Origin of the sequence: Clostridium tanneri (assembly GCF_033659955.1) — a bacterium.
Classification (GTDB): domain Bacteria; phylum Bacillota; class Clostridia; order Clostridiales; family Clostridiaceae; genus Clostridium_AM; species Clostridium_AM tanneri.
This window is the reverse complement of the sequence record NZ_JARUJP010000022.1, coordinates 40792-59888: the sequence shown is the minus strand read 5'-3', so window position 1 is coordinate 59888 and position 19097 is coordinate 40792. Positions and strand designations below refer to the sequence as shown.

Genomic DNA, 19097 nt, shown 5'->3' with positions numbered 1-19097 from the left:
ATTATCTTATCTTTACTCTGTTTAATTTTCAAGGATCATTTTGTCTCATCTTGACTACTTTAGATATTTTAACATCTTGGTTTTTCATTGTCAAGAACTTTGTAATTTTTTTGTTTTTCGTCGTTTCCGACGACTTCATTATAATATCATAAACATATTTTTACGTCAAGTACATTTTTACTGTTTTTTATTGATTATTTTTCAGATACTATAATTTTATTTATCACAAATCTAAGTGACGAACTCAATAATATCATTTATAATTCTCTCCATCACATTAGTTATTCAGTTATATGTTACAATATATTAAAAAATCAGCTTTATTCTCGCCAAATCTCCCACTTATATATGTAAGCACACCAGGATAAGTTTACTGTATAACTAAGCATATTTTCTCAAAATATACGAAATTGAACTCCTTGTTTTTATTACAGAAAAGAAATACTTTATTTAATTTTAATACCAAACATAAAAAGAAATACTTTATTTAATTTTAATACCAAACATAATATGATTAAAATTTACCAACAAAACTGTTTAGCATTTCTATAAGAAATGTTATAATATTTGTGGAAAATTAGTATTTTTTGTTTAATCATCCATGTTATAATAAATACAAGGTTGATCAGCGGGAGGATTACAAGTGAAAATCACAGAAGATAAAATCATTCAATTATCTAACCAATACATAGCAGTTGATAAACTTAAACGTGAAGTTTATAAAGGACTATTCTATAATTCAAATAGTGGTGCAATCATCTATGAGGTAAAGGATGAAGACAGTTCATTTGTAATACGAGATGTAAACTATGCTGCAGAAGAAATTTTGAAAATAAAGAAAGAAGATTTAATTGATAAGAATATGTTAGACGCTTTTCCTAATTTCGGAAAATATAAGCTTTATCATACACTCCAAAAGGTATACAAAACAGGAATTCCTGAACAAACTCCAATTTCATATTATAAGAAAGGAAATCTAAACCTTTGGAAGGAAAACTATGTTTTCAAACTCAATTCAAAATACATAGTTTCAATTTTTAAAGATCTAGTTAGGGATAATGAGATAAAGCAATCTTTAGATAAATTTAATGCACTTTTTGAGAACTCTAAGGATGTCATATTATTCTTTAATATGGATGGAAGTATTATAGATGTTAACAATGCAGCTGTCATAGTGTCCGGTTATACAAAAGAAGAACTACTAAACATGAAAATTAGTGATTTAAGAGATGAAAGAACAGTTGATTTAATGGAACAGCAGTTGCAAAGTTCTATTGATCAGGGAGTATACTTTCAGACCTTCCACAAACGTAAAGATGGTAGTATATTTCCTGTAGAAGTAAATTCTATAGGAACTGAATTAGATGGGAAGTTAGTGCGTTGTGCCATAGTAAGAGATATTACTGAAAGAAAAACATTTAAGGAAAATTTAAGAGCTAGTGAAGAAAGATATAGATTATTGTTCGAAAATGCAAATGAGATTATTTACACTCATGATTTAGATGGAAAAATAACTTCTGTGAATAAAGCCTGCGAAGAAGTTTTAGGTTATGAAAGAGCCCAACTATTGGAGATGAATATCAAAGATCTTATATCTCCTGAATATATGTCAATGCTTCCCTGCCTAAAGAATATAAGTTTTTTGGGTAAGTCATCAGTTACTAACTTAGAGCTTGAGTTTATTCACATTTCAGGTAAAAAAGTTATTTTGGAAATAAGTGAAAATATCCTCTGGAAAGATGGAAAACCTTATGAATTCCAAACTATTGCAAGAGATATTTCAGAAAGAAAAGCTGCTGAGGAAAAAATTAAATACTTAACCTATCATGATAAATTAACTGGAGTATATAATCGTTTATTTTTGGAGCAAGAGTTAAATAGGCTTATATCCAAGAACAGATTCCCTATTAGCATAATTATTACTGATGTAAATGGATTAAAACTAGCTAACGATGCCTTCGGACACCTAATTGGAGATAAACTTCTTAGGGAATCTGGTAGAATATTAAAAGCCAGTTGCCAACATAACTCTATAATTGGTCGATGGGGTGGAGATGAGTTTATAATTGTTACACCTCTTGCATCAGAGGATGAAACAAAACATATAATTGGCAATATTAAAGCTAAATGCGAAGAAAGTACTCTTAATCCAATAAAACCGAATATGGCTATAGGATATGCAGTTATGGATAGTCTTCATCAAAATATTGACGAACTTTTTAAAGAAGCGGAAAACTTTATGTACACAAATAAGTTGTTAGAAAGTAAAAGCTTAAGAAGCTCAGTTATTTCATCATTACAGGAAACATTACATGCCAGTACTCCTGAAACTAGTGATCACTGTCAAAGAATGAGAAAAATGGCTATTAAATTTGGTCATATAATCGGGTTAGCTAATGGAGATCTGGATAAACTCATTCTACTATCTCTTTTGCATGATATTGGCAAAATTGCTATTCCTAAAAATATTCTAGAAAAACCTGATAAACTTACGGAGAAGGAATGGGATATAATGAAAAGACACTGTCAAATTGGTTATAATATTACTAACTCTAGTCCTGATCTCAGCAGTATCTCAGAACTTATCTTATATCACCATGAGAAATGGAATGGCAGTGGATATCCTCACGGTTTAAAGGGGGAAGAGATTCCTCTTCTATCTAGAATTATATCTATTATTGATGCTTATGATGTTATGCTAAATGAAAGACCTTACAAAAAACCTATGTCAAAGCAAGCAACCATCGATGAGTTGAAAAAAAATTCAGGTACTCAATTTGACCCAAGTCTTATAGATACCTTCATTAAAATGATAGAATGATTAGCTGTCCGGTAAGTTACCGGGCGTCTAATCATTTTATCTTCACTGAGAATTGGGAAGTTTCCTAAGTCCTTCAATGCATCCTGATAACACTGTTATAAGAGGCAAAGCATAACATAATACTGCATATGGAGCATAAGTAGTTGCGGAAACTCCTGTAAGCATTAATATAAACAAGGAATTTACATTCCAAGGAATAAGTGGTGCAATAATAATTCCTGTATCTGATATAGTTCTAGCTAGTGTGGCATTGTCTATACCTAATTCTCTATACTTGTTTTTTAGAAGTTCGCCTGGCAATATTACTCCTACGCTTTGGTCACAGATTAAGGTCAGTATAGAGCTTATAATACTAGTTTTAAAAACCATTTCCCTTTTTGACTTTACCCTAGCAATAATTCTATCTACTAGAGGAGCTATTAAGCCCGTTCCTCGGAAGAGGCTACTTAAGGTAATAGCTCCTATTATTATTAACAAAATTTCAACTATGGAAGTAATCCCTCCACAAAGGAGTATACTATTTAATTCCTCTAACTCTGTATTTCCTTTATATCCGGCTAGAATAGACCAAAAAATATTAGTCAAACTTACTTTCTGAGTAGTAACAGCAATTACTACTCCACTTATTAAAACCAAGGATATTGCCCTGATTATTTTTATTCCTAAGAAACATAATATGAACATGCAGACAGGCAACAATAATAATGCTGGAGAAATATAAAAACTCTTTTTTAGTACCAGTTCCATAATAACAAGATCAGAACTATTTAAAACTAAATTATATCCCTTACCAAGATAAAAATATACTGCTCCTGAAAAAAAGTAACCGGGCAATAAAGTTCTAGACATAGATGATAACGCATTCCTGTACGAGGTTTTAGTAGTGATCAATGTAAGATTCATCAACCCAGATATAGGAGAAATTTTATCTGCTAAGAACGCACCGGAAACTATAGCCCCTAAAAGGATATAGTCAGGAATTCCGAATACCTTTCCTACTCCTAATATTGCAATTCCTACAGTGCTAATAACTGCAAAGGCTGAACCCATAAAAACTGAAACAATAGAGGTAAATATAAAGACCATAAATAGTAAGTTAACTCCCTGCATATATACAAATCCATAATACATCATAGTTGGTATAACACCAGCTGAAAACCATATAGGTACTGTAGCACCAATTAGTAATATTAGAATAAATAGATCTTTACATTCAACTAAGCTATTTTTAATCATATACAATAGTTGTTCTATGGTAAATCCGCCTTTTAACAATATACTTAAAGAAAGCACTATACTACTAAAAAAACCATAAAATAGACTTATTCTAAAAATCACACAACTTATTATTGATACAAGTGTAAAAACACCAATAATATATGTATTCTTTTTGCTAACTTTATTTTTATTCATACCCCACCCCAAAATTCCAGTAAAATCCATTTACCTTTATAATATCACATTTTTACAGTATTATATAACTGTCTATAACAAAAATATGTTATTATAGTACTATACTAAAACTTGAAAAAAGGACGGATTTTTATGAAGGATAAACTATATTTGATTTTTTACAATGGTGAACTATTAGTTAAAGTAGAAAGTGAAAATATCATAATACCTAATGAAAAAAATATGAAAGATTTCAACATTGATTTAGATGTATTGGATTCTTCTTTATCAGGAACTAACCAGGAAATTTTTTTCGGAGAAATATCAAAAATAGACAGTATTCCAATTGGATTTGAGTTTTACGGGTTGCGTCCTCTAGCTAACCTAATAGAAAACTCTCTTTTCAATCTAGTTGCGAAAGCATTTCATTTAATACGCTGGAATAATACATACAAATATTGCAACAGATGTGGAACTTTAATGAAAGAAAAAGAAGATGAAAGAGCAAAAATCTGTCCCCAGTGCGGTTTTATTAATTATCCTAGAATATCTCCTGCAATCATAACTGCCGTTACTAAAGATAAAAAACTACTTCTAGCTCACAATACAAACTTTGCCAATAAAACATACAGTGTAATCGCAGGCTTTGTAGAACCTGGTGAAACCTTTGAGGATTGTGTTGCTAGAGAGGTCTTTGAGGAAACAGGCATAAAAGTTAAAAATATAAAATATTTCGGAAGTCAACCCTGGCCTTTTCCTGACTCTTTAATGGTAGCCTTCACCTGTGAATATGATGATGGTGAAATTAAAGTGGATGGTGTAGAAATTGATGAGGCTTACTGGTATGCTGTAGATGAATTACCTAAAACACCTCCTAAGGGCAGTATAGCTGGTAGGCTTATAGAATGGTTTATTCATAACTATGCATAAATTCAATTAGTATTTTAATATACTTTACCAAGTTGATTAGCTATCAATTTTAAATTACAAAAAAACCTGCACTCATACAGAATGCAGGTTATCTTTCTATGTTCTATTTAAGGTTAGTCTTTACTTTAATCCTTGTTCATAAGCTTCAACCATCTTTTTAACCATGTTTCCACCTACTGATCCTGCTTCTCTTGCAGTTAAATCCCCATTATAACCTTCCTTTAAGTTTACTCCTACTTCTCTTGCTGATTCCATTTTAAATTGATTTAATCCAGCCTTTGCTTGTGGTACTAATACTCTATTACTTCTATTTGCCATAGTTAAGTTCCTCCTTTTAATTTTCTATAATTCAATATTTACATTTAAAGTTTGTGTAATTTCAGGATTATTACCCTATGAAATTGGATGAAAAAATGATAACAATTGTCATAAAAATTCTAGTGTATTAATAAGATAAATTGTATATACATTTACTGGAGGTTTGTATGTTTAATCAAATAGTATTAGCTGGTGCTGCTATATGCGGTATTTGTTTATGCGTTCCAAAGTCCTCTCTACAAACACTCAGAGAAAAAAGAGCAATAAAACTAGCCTGGAGAAAGCTAATGCAGGAAAAAAACTTGAAAAATAATTTAGGAGAATACTATGCTATAGGAGACATTAAAAGAATACCCAATGGATATGAACTAAGAATTATAACTCCTATAGGCTTCACAGATGAAAAAATCAAACTTTTAGAAGAAGAATTAGCTCATACTTATAACTCTAATATTTTAGTTGACTACAATAAGCGAACAAACAGACAAATATATATATATCTAATAGATTAGTTATAAAGGAGAACCAGTCTTACCGGTTCTCCTTTATAATTAACAGTATCTTCAGCGGAGTTTAAATCTTCTGAAAATTATGTTGACTTTTTCCCATCATTATGATATATTGACATTACATTGATAAAAAAGTAACATATTACTAATTCGGTTGGGCGATACAAATTCGCTTTCAAGCAATTGACTTCTAGGGTGGGGAGTCCTTTTAGGACTTTTTCACCTTTTTTGTTCGTCAAATATTTTTAAAATCCAGGTAATATAGTTATTTATTTAACTTTTAAAGGGGGATTAACTATGGAAACTAATTCTTTTAATCTTATTATGGCATGTGCTATATTTATTTCAAACTACACATTAATAATATTTGAGAAACTTGATAAAGTCCTGCTTGCTTTTATAGGAGCATCCCTTATGATAGTTACAGGAATAATAAATCAGGAAAACGCCTTCAGACACATCGATTTTAATACTATAGGGCTATTAATTGGGATGATGACTATGGTTATGGTTATCAAAAGAACAGGTTTATTTGAATATTTAGCAATCAAAGTGGTGAAGCTTTCAAAGGCTCAACCCCTAAGATTACTAATCTTATTATCCATGATAACAGGTGGTCTCTCAGCTATATTGGATAATGTTACAACGATACTTCTAATAACGCCAATGACCTTTGATATAGCTAAGGAACTAAAAATATCTCCTGTCTCTTTAATAATAGCTGAGGTTTTTGCTTCTAATGTAGGAGGAACAGCTACATTAATAGGTGATCCTCCTAATATTATGATAGGAAGTGCAGTAGGCCTAGATTTTATAAGTTTCTTAAAAGTTAATGCACCTATTGCTCTACTTGCCTTAATAGCAACTACTCTTATCTTTGCTGTTCTAAATAAAAAAGGGTTAACTACAACAGAAGAGTCAAAAGAAAAAGTTTTAAAAATGGATGAAAAGTTAGCAATAAAAGATGTACGACTTCTTAAACAAAGCCTATTAGTACTAGGAGTAACCCTAGCTGGCTTTATGCTTCATGGTGTTCTTCACTATGAATCTGCGACTATAGCTATTGTAGGTGCTGTTGTACTTCTGACTATATCTCGCATAGGACCAGAAGAGGTTCTACATGAACTTGAGTGGAACACAATATTCTTTTTTATTGGTCTATTTATGTTAGTAGGCGGTCTTAAGGAAGCCGGAGCAATAAAACTTCTCGCTCAGTGGGTATTAGACCTGACTAATGGAAATCTAATCTTATCAACTATGGCAATACTTTGGGTTTCCGCTATTGCTTCTGCCTTTGTTGACAATATTCCTTTTGTTGCAACAATGATACCTATGATTCAAGATATGGGAACAATCTCAGGTATGAATCTTACTCCTCTTTGGTGGGCACTTTCACTAGGAGCCTGTCTAGGCGGAAATGGAACTATAATCGGAGCTAGTGCTAATGTTATAGCAACGGGGATGGCAGCAGATAGGGGCTATAGAATCTCCTTCAAAAGCTACTTTAAAGTAGCCTTTCCTATAATGATTTTTACAATTATACTTGCTACTATTTATTTATACTTGCTTTATTTTGCGTAGTGTGAATATGAAAAATAAAGGAGCAGTGCACAATCTAATTCCTAGAAGGTGCTCTACTCCTTTATAGTACTAACTTAATTTAAAACTTTTCAGTTCAAGTTCTAATTTACTGGACAAATCCTTCAACTTGCCAGCATATTCTATAAAATCATCCATAGTAGCGGAAATTTCTTCTGCAGAAGCAGATACCTCTTCTGTTCCTGCCGCTGTTTCTTCAGATATAGATGACACATTGGTTATTTCCTGTACAATTTCTTCTTTTCTATCATTCATTTCTACGGTAGATAATCTGATTTCGCTTACTTTGTCTATAAGACTATTAATAGACTTTAATATTTCAGTAAAAATCACTCTAGTTTCTCCAACTGCCAACTCCTGATCCTGAACGAATTCTTCTGCTCTATTTATAGCCTCTACTGCTGATTTAGATTTACTTTGGATTTTTCCAATAATGTCACTTATCTCTTTTGCTGAATCTCTGGATCTTTCCGCAAGCTTTCTTATCTCCTCAGCAACAACTGAAAAACCTCTACCAGCTTCCCCTGCTCTTGCAGCTTCAATAGCTGCATTTAAAGCTAATAAATTTGTTTGTTCCGTTATTTGTGTTATGGTTTCTGTTATAGAACTTATAGCCTCGGTACTTATATCTACTTCTTTAACTATTTCATTAACTTCTGATGTAGATAGTTTAGTATTGCTGGACTTTTCTACTAATGTATCTACCATTTCTAAACCTTTATTGCTTAGACTATTGGTCTCTGAAGATATACTATCCATTTCCTTTGTTGACTCTGTAATAACCTCAATTCTGCTTGCCAACTCATTAATTTGTAATGCTCCCTGTTCTGCATTCCTTGCTTGCTCTATAGTACCTTTAGAAATCTCCTCCATTGCTTGGCTAACTCCATTTATAGAAGCAGAAACTTCCTCTGTCATAGCACTGAAAATACTAGAGGTTTCCAAAACAACCTTAGAGGATTCTTCTACATTCTTAGTCAAGGTAGATATATTTTCCATCATTGCGTTAAAACTATTTCCTAATTCCAAAAATTCATCTTTCGAATTTATAACTGCCCTTGTGGTTAAGTCTCCATCTGCTGCTCTTTCAAAGGAACTCTTTAGCTTAAGTACATTTTTGCTTATCCCCTTACTTATGAATATCGCTATAATTATAGAAAAGATTCCTGCTACAAAAATAAATAAAAAGGTCAAATTTCTAATGATATTAGTATCACCTAGTAACTCTGATTCTTTCATAGAAGCAACAATCTTCCAGCCTGTTTTCTTGTTTGTAGTATAACTTGCAAATTTATTTGAGTTATCCTCTGTGTATTTATATTCTACAAAACCTTTTTCTTTACTCTTTACTTCACTCCAAAAGTTTTGTTTTGAAACCACGTCTGTTCCAACCAATTTTTTATCTAAGTGGGCTAAAGCAGTACCCTTAGAGTCAGCAATAAATACATATCCTTCTTTCCCAATCCTTATTCCAGATAGTTGCTGAGATAGTTTATCTAAATTTAAGTCCATTGAAACTACACCTACAAGTTGTCCATCGTTTTCTACAGCTTTAGATATAGAAATAATTATGTTACCTGTAGCTGCGTCTTTATAAGCTTCACTGAAAATTAGCTTTCCTTTATTTTTAACTGCATCTGCATACCAAGGTCTTGTTGTAGGATTAAAATCTGCTGGCAAACTAACCTCAGGATAGGTAATCATTTTTCTTGTTTCAGTTCCATAATATACAGTAAAAATTTCTTCATTACTTTCCTTTACATTTTGGAGCAAATACCTTGAAAATGACTCAAACTCTGGCTTTGCTTCAATCTCCTTCAAATCTACATTGTTAGATAGCATCACTATCTGCCTTGACATTGCTTCAAAATAGTTATCAAGTCCTCTGTTTACTTCTGTAAGAGTTTGTTCTGTAGTTATTTTGAATTTATTGTCAAGTACACTATAAGCTTGATTATATGAAACTAGTCCTAAAAGTAACATTGGAACTATACATATAGCTATTAAAGCAATAAAAATTTTTGTGCCAATTTTTCTAGTTATTGTTACTTTTATACTACTTTTTTCAACTTTCTTCTTACTTTTTTTCATTTTTGACACCTCCGTATATAATTCGATTAATTACAGTTTATCATCTTTGTCAAATATTGTGAATAAAAAATTTTCAGAAATATTTAATTGAAAGTAAATAAAAAATAGTACGCCGGAAGTTAGCGTACTATTTAGATGATAAATGGACAAAATATAGCCATGATAATGACACTTTTTGTAAAAATATAAATAAAACTTCTTCTACTTATCAACTTATAACTTTTTTGAAATATTACACTTTAAATTTTTGCACCATTCCATTTAATCTCTCTGCTAATTCAGATTGAATTTGAGTTGATTTAACAACTTCCTGAATAGACATAGTAGCATCCTCTATACTAGATAGTATCTCCTCAGAACTTGAAGCAGAACTCTGTGCCGTAGCTGCCACATTTTGAATAGCTTCACTTACTTCTTTTATAGAATATAACATAGTTTTAGTTGATAATGATATTTCCTGAGACATGTTCTTTACATATCTGGCATCTTCCTCATATCTAAAGCCTGCGTCTAGAAATAATTGATAATCTGTTCTTACATTCTCTCCAATATGTTTTAAAATTTCCTCTGAAGTACTTGAAAGATTTATAAAAGCTTCTTCTACTTCACCTATAAAACTTTGAATTTTCGAAACTGATATGGAGGAATTCTCCGCAAGCTTTTTAACTTCATCGGCAACTACAGCAAAACCTTTTCCATGCTCTCCTGCCCTAGCAGCCTCTATAGCGGCATTTAATGAAAGAAGATTAGTTTGATTTGCTATAGCAGCGATAACATCGGACATAGATCTAATTTCACTTACTATCTTTCCAGCTTCTATTGCCCTTAAAATATTATTATACTTTTCCTCATATACTTTTTCTGTTACAGTAATTGCCTCTTGACCCTTATCCCTTATCCCTAAAGCGCGGTTTTCTATTTCTATTGAAGAGCTTTCCCCCTCTTTAGCCCTAACAGCTAATCCACTTGCAGAAGAAGATATCTCTTCTGTTGATGCATTTACTTCTTCTACTGTTGCACTTAATTCTTCAGAGGAAGCAGATATTTCTATTGTACTTTGATTTATAAGTTCCATCTTAGAGGAAACTTCCTCAACTGTAGTTGAAATTTCTTTAGTGGAAGAAGTTATTTTACCAGTACTATGAATAATTTCATTCACTAATTCCCTTATATTTTCTATGGCCCTATTTAGTGCTTTTGACATATCACCAATTTCATCCTTTGTGTCTATATCAATATTTTTAGTTAAATCCCCCTGTGCTAACCTCTCTGCAAAAACCACAACCTTTTTTAAATTTTTACCTATCATGTTACCTATAACAGCACCTAGTAAGCTGGCTGTTACCAAACCTAAAATAGCTAAGCCAATCATTATACTAGAAGAGCTTTTATACACTTGTGAACTATTCGTTACTCGTTTCTCCGCTTGCTGTATATTGGATTCTACAATTTTCTGGATTGAATCCTGAATCTTACTTTGAGTGTCATAATACTCTTTAAATACTTCCTTTGCCTCAGCATAGTTATTTTCCTTAACAAGAATAAATAACTTGTCCTGTTTTTCTCTGTAGGTTGGAAGTAATTTTACAAACTCTCCATATGCCTTGCTCTCTTCAGCTTCTATTTCAAGTTCCGGCAAACTATTATATTCTTTCAACAACGCATCGTCAGCTTCTCTTAATTTTTTAACAGATTCCTCTAATCTCTGAATATCTTCTTTATTCTCTTGATTAGTAATTAGAAGCATGTCATAATTTATCTCCATTATATTCCGTCTAATAGCTGTTATTTGCTGCAAAGGTTTTAAATTATGTACTACGATTAAATCGCTGCTTGAATATATTTTTTTCATATTCACGACGCCAATAACCCCCATAACAGCAATAAATAATGCTCCTAAAATACAAGAAAATATTAGTTTGTGTGATATTTTCAAGTTTTTAAACCACCTCATAAAAATCTCCCCCATTCTTAGTTTTGTATTCTCTGAATGAATGTTCATTCGCATTATCTTAAAAAATTATTTTTTTAACCCATCCATAATAAAAGATATTAACTGTTCATTATTCTTCTTGCAATCATGTTCTTTTTTACCGAAAAGATATCCGTTAACAACTCCTTGGTAAAAAAATCATCTAATTTAAAATTATATCATAAATAAACGGCTAGTACTGAATCTATAGTAAAAGTAGTTCAGTATTAACCGTAAGTCCTTAGTATTTATATAAAAATTTTATTCACTTATTTTACGTGAAACCTCTGACAACAAATCTGCAAGTACTACTAGCAATAAATAACAAATTAAAAGCAATGTTATTTCTGTGTATCTAAAATAACTCATACTAAGCTTAAATTGCTGACCTAATCCGCCAGCACCTACAAACCCTACAACAATAGTAGTACGAAGTATTACTTCTCCACGATATAAAATATATGTAAGAAACTTAGGCATTACCGTTGGTATTACCCCGTAAATAAGTATTTGTGCGGAATTTGCCCCACAGGAGGCAAGGTTTCTGATAGGTCTTAAGTCTAAGTCTTCTACTACTTCTGCACAAAGCTTTCCTAGTATTCCAAAGTTATGCAGTGCTAATGCTATAGCTCCTGGAAGAATACCTGGTTTAAAGATAAAAACTATAATCATAGCCCAAACTAACTCCGGAACTGCTCTTGAAAAAATATATAAACCTCTCATTACTCCAAATAGAATCCAGCTATACCATTTCTTCGATAAGGTCAATGTACCATCGGCAGTATTTCTTGCAGCAGGAATTACTGTTAAAAGCATCCCTATTGTTGCAAAGCCAATAGCCATAATACTCATTTGAAGAGTTTCGTAAGTGAGCTTTAAGGCATTTGTCCAACTTTCACCACTGAAAAATGCAGGATTTTCTTCTCCAACACCTAGTAATCCATTTAAAAACTTCTTTCCATAATTAATATTACTTTCAGAGAATAATCCCCAAAAATCTGCATTATCTACCTTATATATAAATATCCAGGATCCAATGGTTATTATAAAAATAAGAAGAATGGAGAACTTGATAAAATCAAATTTTATATTTTTCTTAGGTATATCTATTTCATATTTCATATTACAAGCCTCCTTCTAAGCATGTTGCTCCAGAGGTCAATAAGAACTACAAGCGCTGTTAAAAAAAACATATATGTCCACATAACATTATAGTTTAAATCTTGCAATGCCAATTGAATTTGATAGCCTAATCCACCAAGTCCAATAAAGCTCATAATCGTTGATGAGCGAACGGCGCACTCCAGCCTGTACATGGTATAGCTTAGCATATCAATCTTAGCTATAGGAAAATATCCGTAGATCAAAACCTGTAACCTAGAAGCTCCTGCTGCCTTTAAGGCTTTTATAGGTTCTTTTGGAACATCATTTAACATATCCGCATAAATACGTCCAAGAGTTCCTCCATAGGGTATTGCCAAAGCAAAAATTGCAGCGTAAGGAGTTAATCCAATGGCAGCAACAAATAACCAAGCCCATACTAGCTCATGAATAGCCCTCATAAATCCAAGTACACCTCTGAATATAGTTTTAGAAACCCTACGATTAACTTCACTATATGCTAAAATACCAGAGGCTAGTATTCCAAAAACCATTGCAATGATAAATGCTAGTGTCATACCTGCTACAGCATAGGCAAGAGTCCTCCAAGCGGCAATCAATGCGGACTGTAAAGTTTCAGAGGATAAGTCTGGCTTAAACAATGATTCCACAACCTGAACTATAGTAACCTTTCCACCTGGATGTAAAAGCTCTGGTCCCCAATGGATTGAAAATAGACTCCATATAAAAATTAAAATGAGAATTAAAGTAAGTATGTTTTTTTTATGAAATTCTAAATAAGATTTAATGTTATGCATCCTTCCTCAGCTCCTTTAAATCATAGAGCATAGCTAAATCTCTCTCCGTCACCTTTTCTGTTGGAAGATCAAAGTAAACTTTTCCTTGCCTTAGTGCTATAACACGTGTGAAATACCTTTTAGCATACTCGACGCTGTGCACACTTGCCACAAGCGTCTGATTTTCTTCTCTTACAAGCTCTGTTAACATAGATAAAACATCCTCCGAACGAGCAGGATCTAAAGATGCAACTGGCTCATCCGCTAGTATAACTTCTGGTTTTTGCACTAACAGTCTAGCTAAAGCAACTCTTTGCTGCTCTCCACCAGATAAAGTAGAAGTCTTTTCATAGATTTTTTCTAATAACCCTACTCTTTTTAAAGCCTTAGCCGCTAGCTCTTTCTCCTGTGGGAAAAGCAACGATAAAAAGGATTTAAAAAATCCCCATTCAGACAGTCTGCCAGCCAAGACATTTTGAATTACTGGTAACTGACCTACTAAATCAAACTGTTGACGAATAATCCCAACCTTCTTAGCTAGCTGCTTACCAGTCTTATATTCAGCAGCTGAAATTCCATCAATAAGTAGTTTACCGCTATCTGGCTTAATAATATTAGCTAAAGCATTCAGTAGAGTTGTTTTTCCTGCTCCACTTGGACCTATTAGAGCAACTATCTCACCTTTTTTTATAGTAATAGAAAGAGGTGCTAGTGCTGTTTTATTACCATAGATTTTAGATACATCCTGTAATTCAAATATATTCTTCATAATGTCACCTTCTGTTCACATAGATAAATAGATACTTAATAATAAATTAAGTATCTATTTATCTATTAGTATATTAAATTATTCTACTATTTAACCATACCTAGTTTTTTAGCAACTTCTTCTATTGCTTTATAGTTGTCATTTTTAGTTTCAACAAACTTGTCTGTTTGGAAGAACTTTAAAGATTGTGCTTGATCTCCACCTTTATCAAGGCTCATGGAAAGTAATGCATCCTTAACCTTTTGTTTAGTTCCTTCTCCGTATACTTTATCTATATTTTCATCTTTATTAATTGTCCAGTGATAATCAAAATACTCTGGTGTTGTATAGAAAACTTTAACTTTATTTAAATCAACTTTATTCTCTTTAATAGTTTTTTCCCATACAGATATATTTAAAGCTCCTGTTTGAAAAGCTCCTGATTCTACAAGCTTAATTGTTTTATCATGGGAACCTGAGTAATTTGGTTTGCCGTTAAAATCTTTTTCAGGATCTATGCCTTCCTTTGTTAAGAAATAACGAGGCATTAAGCTTCCTGATGTTGAACTTTCACTACCAAAAGTAAAAGTCTTTCCCTTTAAATCTTCTAACTTAGAAACATTTAAATCCTTTTGAGCTATAAAAACTGATTGGAATTTAGCATCTCTTGGTCTTTGTGCAATAGCTTCAGCACCTGGCGCTACCGCTCTTGCCTGAACTCCTGTAAGACCACCAAACCAAACCAATTGAATTTCTCCTCTTTCAAAAGCAGTAACTAAGGCTGCATAATCATTGGATGGAACAAATTTAACCTTTAATCCTGTCTTCTCGCTAAGATATCTTGCTGTTGCCTCCATATTTGGATTTAGTTCAGAAGCACTTTGGTCTGGAATTGCTCCTATTTTGAATTCCTTTTGTTCCTTTGTAGTTTCTTTTTTAGCAGTATCACTAGTGTTTTTTTGTCCACAAGCTGTTAATGAAAACATCATAAGTCCTGCTAAGAAAACTCCCATAAATTTTTTCATAGTATACCTCCAATTTATCCTTAGTATGTTTTTTAAAATTAATATTAAATAAAAACGATAACGATTATCATTTTGTATTCATAGTTATTTTATATCATTCTGTGTACTTGGTAAAATAACATTTTGTAATAGTTTCAATCTTAACTATAATTTTTTCTTATACAAAATGATTTTATAAGTAAACTTAATAATATACTCCTATTTATTTTTGATTCTATCAACTATGATAAGGAACAAAGGGATAAGGATTGCATTAGTAAAGACATAAGGTATCCAAGTAGTAGTATCCCAATCCATTTCATAAACTACATCTGGATATATCACCTGAGAAAGAATAACTATAATTACTCCTAAAGGTAAAGTTAATGCCTTATAGTCTTTCAAACTTAAAATCTCACTAAAACCTATAACAGCTCCATAAAAATATAAAACTGTTTTATAAAATATAGCAATAATCCATACCATAGCTGTAATTGCCTCTACTCTCTCCAGCGCATTAGCTAATTGTATACTTCTAGCTAGTGCATAACTGGGATACACACTTCTGTTGGCCCATTCTGTCCCTAAAGCTAAAATAGTTACACTTGTTAACAAAACAAGTAAAACTCCTGCAACTATTATTCCTTTGTTAAAAGCCTTTTTCCCTTCTTTAATATTATTTATTGATACTGGAAAAATCATTAAAAAGGCTATAAAGGTTAAAGGTACAAAGGATTCAAAGAGTAATACTGCATGGAATACGTCTATTGACTTCGCTTCAAAAAAAGGTTTGAGATTTCTCAATTTCATGCTAGGCAGTGTAAAAATGATTAAAGTTAAATAGCCTGCAATAGCCCAAGGATATAAAACTTCTGCTGACCTAGTAACTACCTCTATGCCTAGCCTGCACCCAAAAATAACTACTATCATAAACAAACCATTAACTATAATTTGAGGAGTCTCTTCCAAAATTGCCGTTGATATAAAATTTCCTACAATCCATAATACTGATGCACAATTAAGGATTAAAAATATAACAAAATATACAGAAATTATTTTTCCAACTCTTTTTCCCATAACTTTATGAGCATATCCTACTAAAGTCATGTTGCCAAGCTGAGTCGCTACCTTATTATAAAAAGCTACTATTAGTAGGGCAATTATAATACCAATTATAGCTGCAATCCAGGCATCCTGCTTAGCTTTCCCAATTAAAGCTCCTGGAACATTTAGCACCGATGTTCCAGTAAAGGTTAGAACTACGAAAACTTTGAACCCGTGTTCACTTATTTTTTCATTCTTTGCCATTACTTTTTCACCTTTCTTTTTTAGACTTAACGAAAGTAATTATACCTAGTAATAATGGCGTTACTATTTGAAGTGGTATATGTATATATTTAGGCACTAATTCTAATCCTATCTGGATATGTTCTGAGTAACTAGATGCCATTTTTAAAGAGCTAATTAGAATGGCAGCACAAACAGGAATTATTATTATCCTATAATTCTTAAACCTAAATATATCTTGTAGTCCTATTACCACAGCATAGGCAAAAACTGCAATTTTCACAAATCCATTAATAATTAATATCAGCACTACAATTGAGTCTAAACGAGTTACAAATTCTCCAATTTCTACTTTTTCTAAGGTCTCCAAAAGAGGAAAGTTAGACATACCAGCTCTTCTAGAACCGAGGACACTAATGTTAACTGCAGTAATGAAGCTTAACAGTAATCCGCTAAAAATTATGGAATAAGCTCCATATTTTATACCAGCATTTGGTTTATTTAAATTATAAAAAAACATTGTAAATACAATAGTTTCACCAAAGGGAAATGTTATGGTCAAAGGAAATGCTGTAGCAAAAATCGGCTTCCATCCATTTTCTAATATCGGTAAAAGATTCTTAATTTCAGGGTTAGCACCACTTATAACTAAAACTACAAGCAGCAGGGTAAGAAGGAAGATTACTATAAACAATATTTCAGTTGTTCTTGCTAAAACCTCAATTCCTAAATAACAGCTGTAACCGACAACTATTATAATAATAAGACTGACTGCAGCTAAAGGTGTTCCTTCTAAAATACTAGTTATAACAAGCTCAGTAAAATCTCTTAGTACTCTTGCGGAAATATAACCAAAATATAAAATATAAACAACTGCAACAAAACCTCCTAAGTACCTACCTAACAGTTTCTTGATAATACTGGTGAAAGGTAAATTGCAATTTTTAAAATAAATATAAAAATATAATATAAATAATGTCAATCCACCGATCATCCCCAAAAGGATAGCTATCCATGCATCCTGTTTTGCCTTCATTCCTAATCCTACAACTACTGCACTGCCTTGCTGGAATAATACCATCATGGCAAATAGCTGTCTTAAGCTAATTTTGTATTTTGTCATAGATAGCGCTCCTTTACCTTTTGTTTGTATAGAATATACTTAGGTCTTCTTACCTTTTATTTTACCAACTACCAAAATCAGTAATGGAATAACTAATCCATTTGTAAGTGCGTAAGCTACCCAGGTTGTAGTATTCCATTGAAGGGCATAGGCACTGTTTGGAAACCTAATTTCTGTAAGAATAATTACTATGATACCTAAAGGTATAGTTAAAGCCTTATAATCCTTTAAGTCTAGCAATTGGGCCAATGCTATCAATGCTCCATAGAAGTATAACACTGTATTGAAAAAAATTGAAATTACCCACACCATGGCTATTATTGCTTCTATTCTCTCAACAAATTCACCTATACTTATCATCTTCGCTAATGCGTAAGTAGAGTATAGGTTTCTAGAGGCCACATTAGCTCCCATTACCAGCACTGTTGCTAGTATTATAGTTTCAAATAATAATCCTGCAAGTATCATACCAGTGAAAAAGGATTTTTTCGCATTCTCTACATTGTTAACAAAGGCAGGAAAAATCATCAAAAAAGCCACAAATGTAAGTGAAATAAAACTTTGATAAAATAATGCTCCTCTAGCTATAGGTTTTATGCCCACTTCCAGTATAGGCATTAGATTTCTAACTTCTATTGAAGGAGATACAAGTATGGTTAGAATCACAATGCCACCTACCGCCCAGGGATATAGAACTTCTGCTGTTCTTGCCAATACTTCTATACCAAGCCTACTTGCAAAAATTACAACAGTCATAAAAAGTATATTTGTGGCTAACTGTGGTGTTTCAGTCATAATCTGTGTAGAAATAAAATCGCCTTCAATCCAAAGAAAGGCGGAAGTGTTAAGTATCAGAAACAAAACAAACCAAAAGGATATTAATGTGCCAAAAATCTTACCAAGTAGTTTTCTAGAATATTGAACTAGGGTCATTCCCTTAAACATCATTCCTAAAGCCGTGTAGAGTTTCATAAGTGCTAATCCAATTATTAACCCAATAATGCCAACAATCCAAACCTCTTGTTTTGCCTCCATCATTAAGGCCCCTGGTGCATTTATTACAGCTGTGCCTATAAAATTTAATATTACTAAGACCTTAATTTGGTGTTCACTAATACTTCCACTTTCTAGCATTATATTTCCTCGTTTCTAAATTTAAAATACTGATTTCTATTTAAATATATTGCTTACAATTTTAATTATAGGATTGTATATAATTGTTAATAAATCAAAAGGATTAGGTATATTCATGTTTAAACCTTTTGCTATACTTAAGGACATTGAAATAAAAAGCAGTACAAAAAAAACCTTTAATTCTTTCTTTAGTCCTTTTTTTATCAGTGCTGGAACCTCTATCAATATGATAACTACAGTTAGTAGCAGTATAAGTAAAACTATTTTCATA

16 protein-coding genes and 1 other annotated feature are annotated in these 19097 nt (G+C 32.1%); of the genes, 4 read left to right on the top strand and 12 right to left on the bottom strand.

Features of this window, described 5'->3' with window-relative positions; genetic code table 11:
* Nucleotides 1-643: 643 nt before the first annotated feature.
* Nucleotides 644-2821 carry a PAS domain S-box protein gene (locus P8V03_RS15525; protein ID WP_318798874.1) on the top strand — a complete coding sequence of 726 codons (2178 nt, stop codon included), beginning with the start codon at nt 644-646 and terminating at the stop codon, nt 2819-2821.
* A gap of 42 nt (nt 2822-2863) precedes the next feature.
* Here the strand turns inward: P8V03_RS15525 and P8V03_RS15520 are convergent, their stop codons facing one another.
* Nucleotides 2864-4234 (bottom strand): Na+/H+ antiporter NhaC family protein, encoded by a 1371-nt coding sequence (locus P8V03_RS15520; protein WP_318798873.1) that lies wholly within the window; start codon nt 4232-4234, stop codon nt 2864-2866.
* 132 nt (nt 4235-4366) lie between these two features.
* Between P8V03_RS15520 and nudC the strand changes: the two genes are divergently transcribed.
* Nucleotides 4367-5143: an NAD(+) diphosphatase gene (gene nudC / locus P8V03_RS15515; protein WP_318798872.1), complete on the top strand. Its 777-nt coding sequence runs from the start codon at nt 4367-4369 to the stop codon at nt 5141-5143.
* 120 nt (nt 5144-5263) lie between these two features.
* Here the strand turns inward: nudC and P8V03_RS15510 are convergent, their stop codons facing one another.
* Nucleotides 5264-5461: an alpha/beta-type small acid-soluble spore protein gene (locus P8V03_RS15510; RefSeq protein WP_261671254.1), complete on the bottom strand. Its 198-nt coding sequence runs from the start codon at nt 5459-5461 to the stop codon at nt 5264-5266.
* A gap of 167 nt (nt 5462-5628) precedes the next feature.
* On the opposite strand from P8V03_RS15510, the gene P8V03_RS15505 reads away from it, so the two are divergent.
* Both P8V03_RS15505 and P8V03_RS15500 read left to right on the top strand, forming a co-directional pair.
* Nucleotides 5629-5973 (top strand): hypothetical protein, encoded by a 345-nt coding sequence (locus P8V03_RS15505; RefSeq protein WP_261671255.1) that lies wholly within the window; start codon nt 5629-5631, stop codon nt 5971-5973.
* 149 nt (nt 5974-6122) lie between these two features.
* Nucleotides 6123-6175, top strand: a sequence feature (sodium ion sensor (DUF1646 type); this cis-regulatory element may regulate processes involved in with the transportation of sodium ions).
* A 92-nt stretch (nt 6176-6267) separates the two neighbouring features.
* A complete protein-coding gene (locus tag P8V03_RS15500) occupies nt 6268-7551 on the top strand; it encodes an ArsB/NhaD family transporter (protein ID WP_318798871.1) in 1284 nt (427 codons plus the stop codon).
* Between the two features lie 69 nt (nt 7552-7620).
* On the opposite strand, the gene P8V03_RS15495 is transcribed toward P8V03_RS15500, so the two are convergent.
* From P8V03_RS15495 to P8V03_RS15450, 10 genes are all read right to left on the bottom strand, one after another.
* Complete coding sequence (locus P8V03_RS15495; RefSeq protein WP_318798870.1) at nt 7621-9660, bottom strand: methyl-accepting chemotaxis protein; 2040 nt, start codon at nt 9658-9660, stop codon at nt 7621-7623.
* 232 nt (nt 9661-9892) lie between these two features.
* Nucleotides 9893-11614, bottom strand: a complete 1722-nt coding sequence (locus tag P8V03_RS15490) for a methyl-accepting chemotaxis protein (protein WP_318798869.1) — start codon at nt 11612-11614, stop codon at nt 9893-9895.
* A 279-nt stretch (nt 11615-11893) separates the two neighbouring features.
* Nucleotides 11894-12754 (bottom strand): PhnE/PtxC family ABC transporter permease, encoded by an 861-nt coding sequence (locus P8V03_RS15485; RefSeq protein WP_318798868.1) that lies wholly within the window; start codon nt 12752-12754, stop codon nt 11894-11896.
* Nucleotides 12751-13551, bottom strand: a complete 801-nt coding sequence (locus P8V03_RS15480) for a PhnE/PtxC family ABC transporter permease (protein WP_261671261.1) — start codon at nt 13549-13551, stop codon at nt 12751-12753. The genes P8V03_RS15485 and P8V03_RS15480 overlap by 4 nt, the downstream gene beginning before the upstream one ends.
* On the bottom strand, nt 13544-14299 hold the full coding sequence (locus tag P8V03_RS15475; protein WP_318798867.1) for a phosphonate ABC transporter ATP-binding protein: 756 nt from the start codon (nt 14297-14299) through the stop codon (nt 13544-13546). Before P8V03_RS15475 ends, P8V03_RS15480 begins: the two co-directional genes overlap by 8 nt.
* Nucleotides 14300-14385: 86 nt before the next feature.
* Nucleotides 14386-15303, bottom strand: a complete 918-nt coding sequence (locus P8V03_RS15470; protein ID WP_318798866.1) for a putative selenate ABC transporter substrate-binding protein — start codon at nt 15301-15303, stop codon at nt 14386-14388.
* A 198-nt stretch (nt 15304-15501) separates the two neighbouring features.
* Nucleotides 15502-16590, bottom strand: a complete 1089-nt coding sequence (locus P8V03_RS15465) for a GerAB/ArcD/ProY family transporter (protein ID WP_318798865.1) — start codon at nt 16588-16590, stop codon at nt 15502-15504.
* Between the two features lie 7 nt (nt 16591-16597).
* Nucleotides 16598-17692 (bottom strand): GerAB/ArcD/ProY family transporter, encoded by a 1095-nt coding sequence (locus P8V03_RS15460; RefSeq protein ID WP_318798864.1) that lies wholly within the window; start codon nt 17690-17692, stop codon nt 16598-16600.
* A 39-nt stretch (nt 17693-17731) separates the two neighbouring features.
* Nucleotides 17732-18826 (bottom strand): GerAB/ArcD/ProY family transporter, encoded by a 1095-nt coding sequence (locus P8V03_RS15455; protein ID WP_318798863.1) that lies wholly within the window; start codon nt 18824-18826, stop codon nt 17732-17734.
* Nucleotides 18827-18862: 36 nt separating this feature from the next.
* Nucleotides 18863-19096 carry a hypothetical protein gene (locus P8V03_RS15450; RefSeq protein ID WP_318798862.1) on the bottom strand — a complete coding sequence of 78 codons (234 nt, stop codon included), beginning with the start codon at nt 19094-19096 and terminating at the stop codon, nt 18863-18865.
* Between the last annotated feature and the right edge of the window lies 1 nt (nt 19097).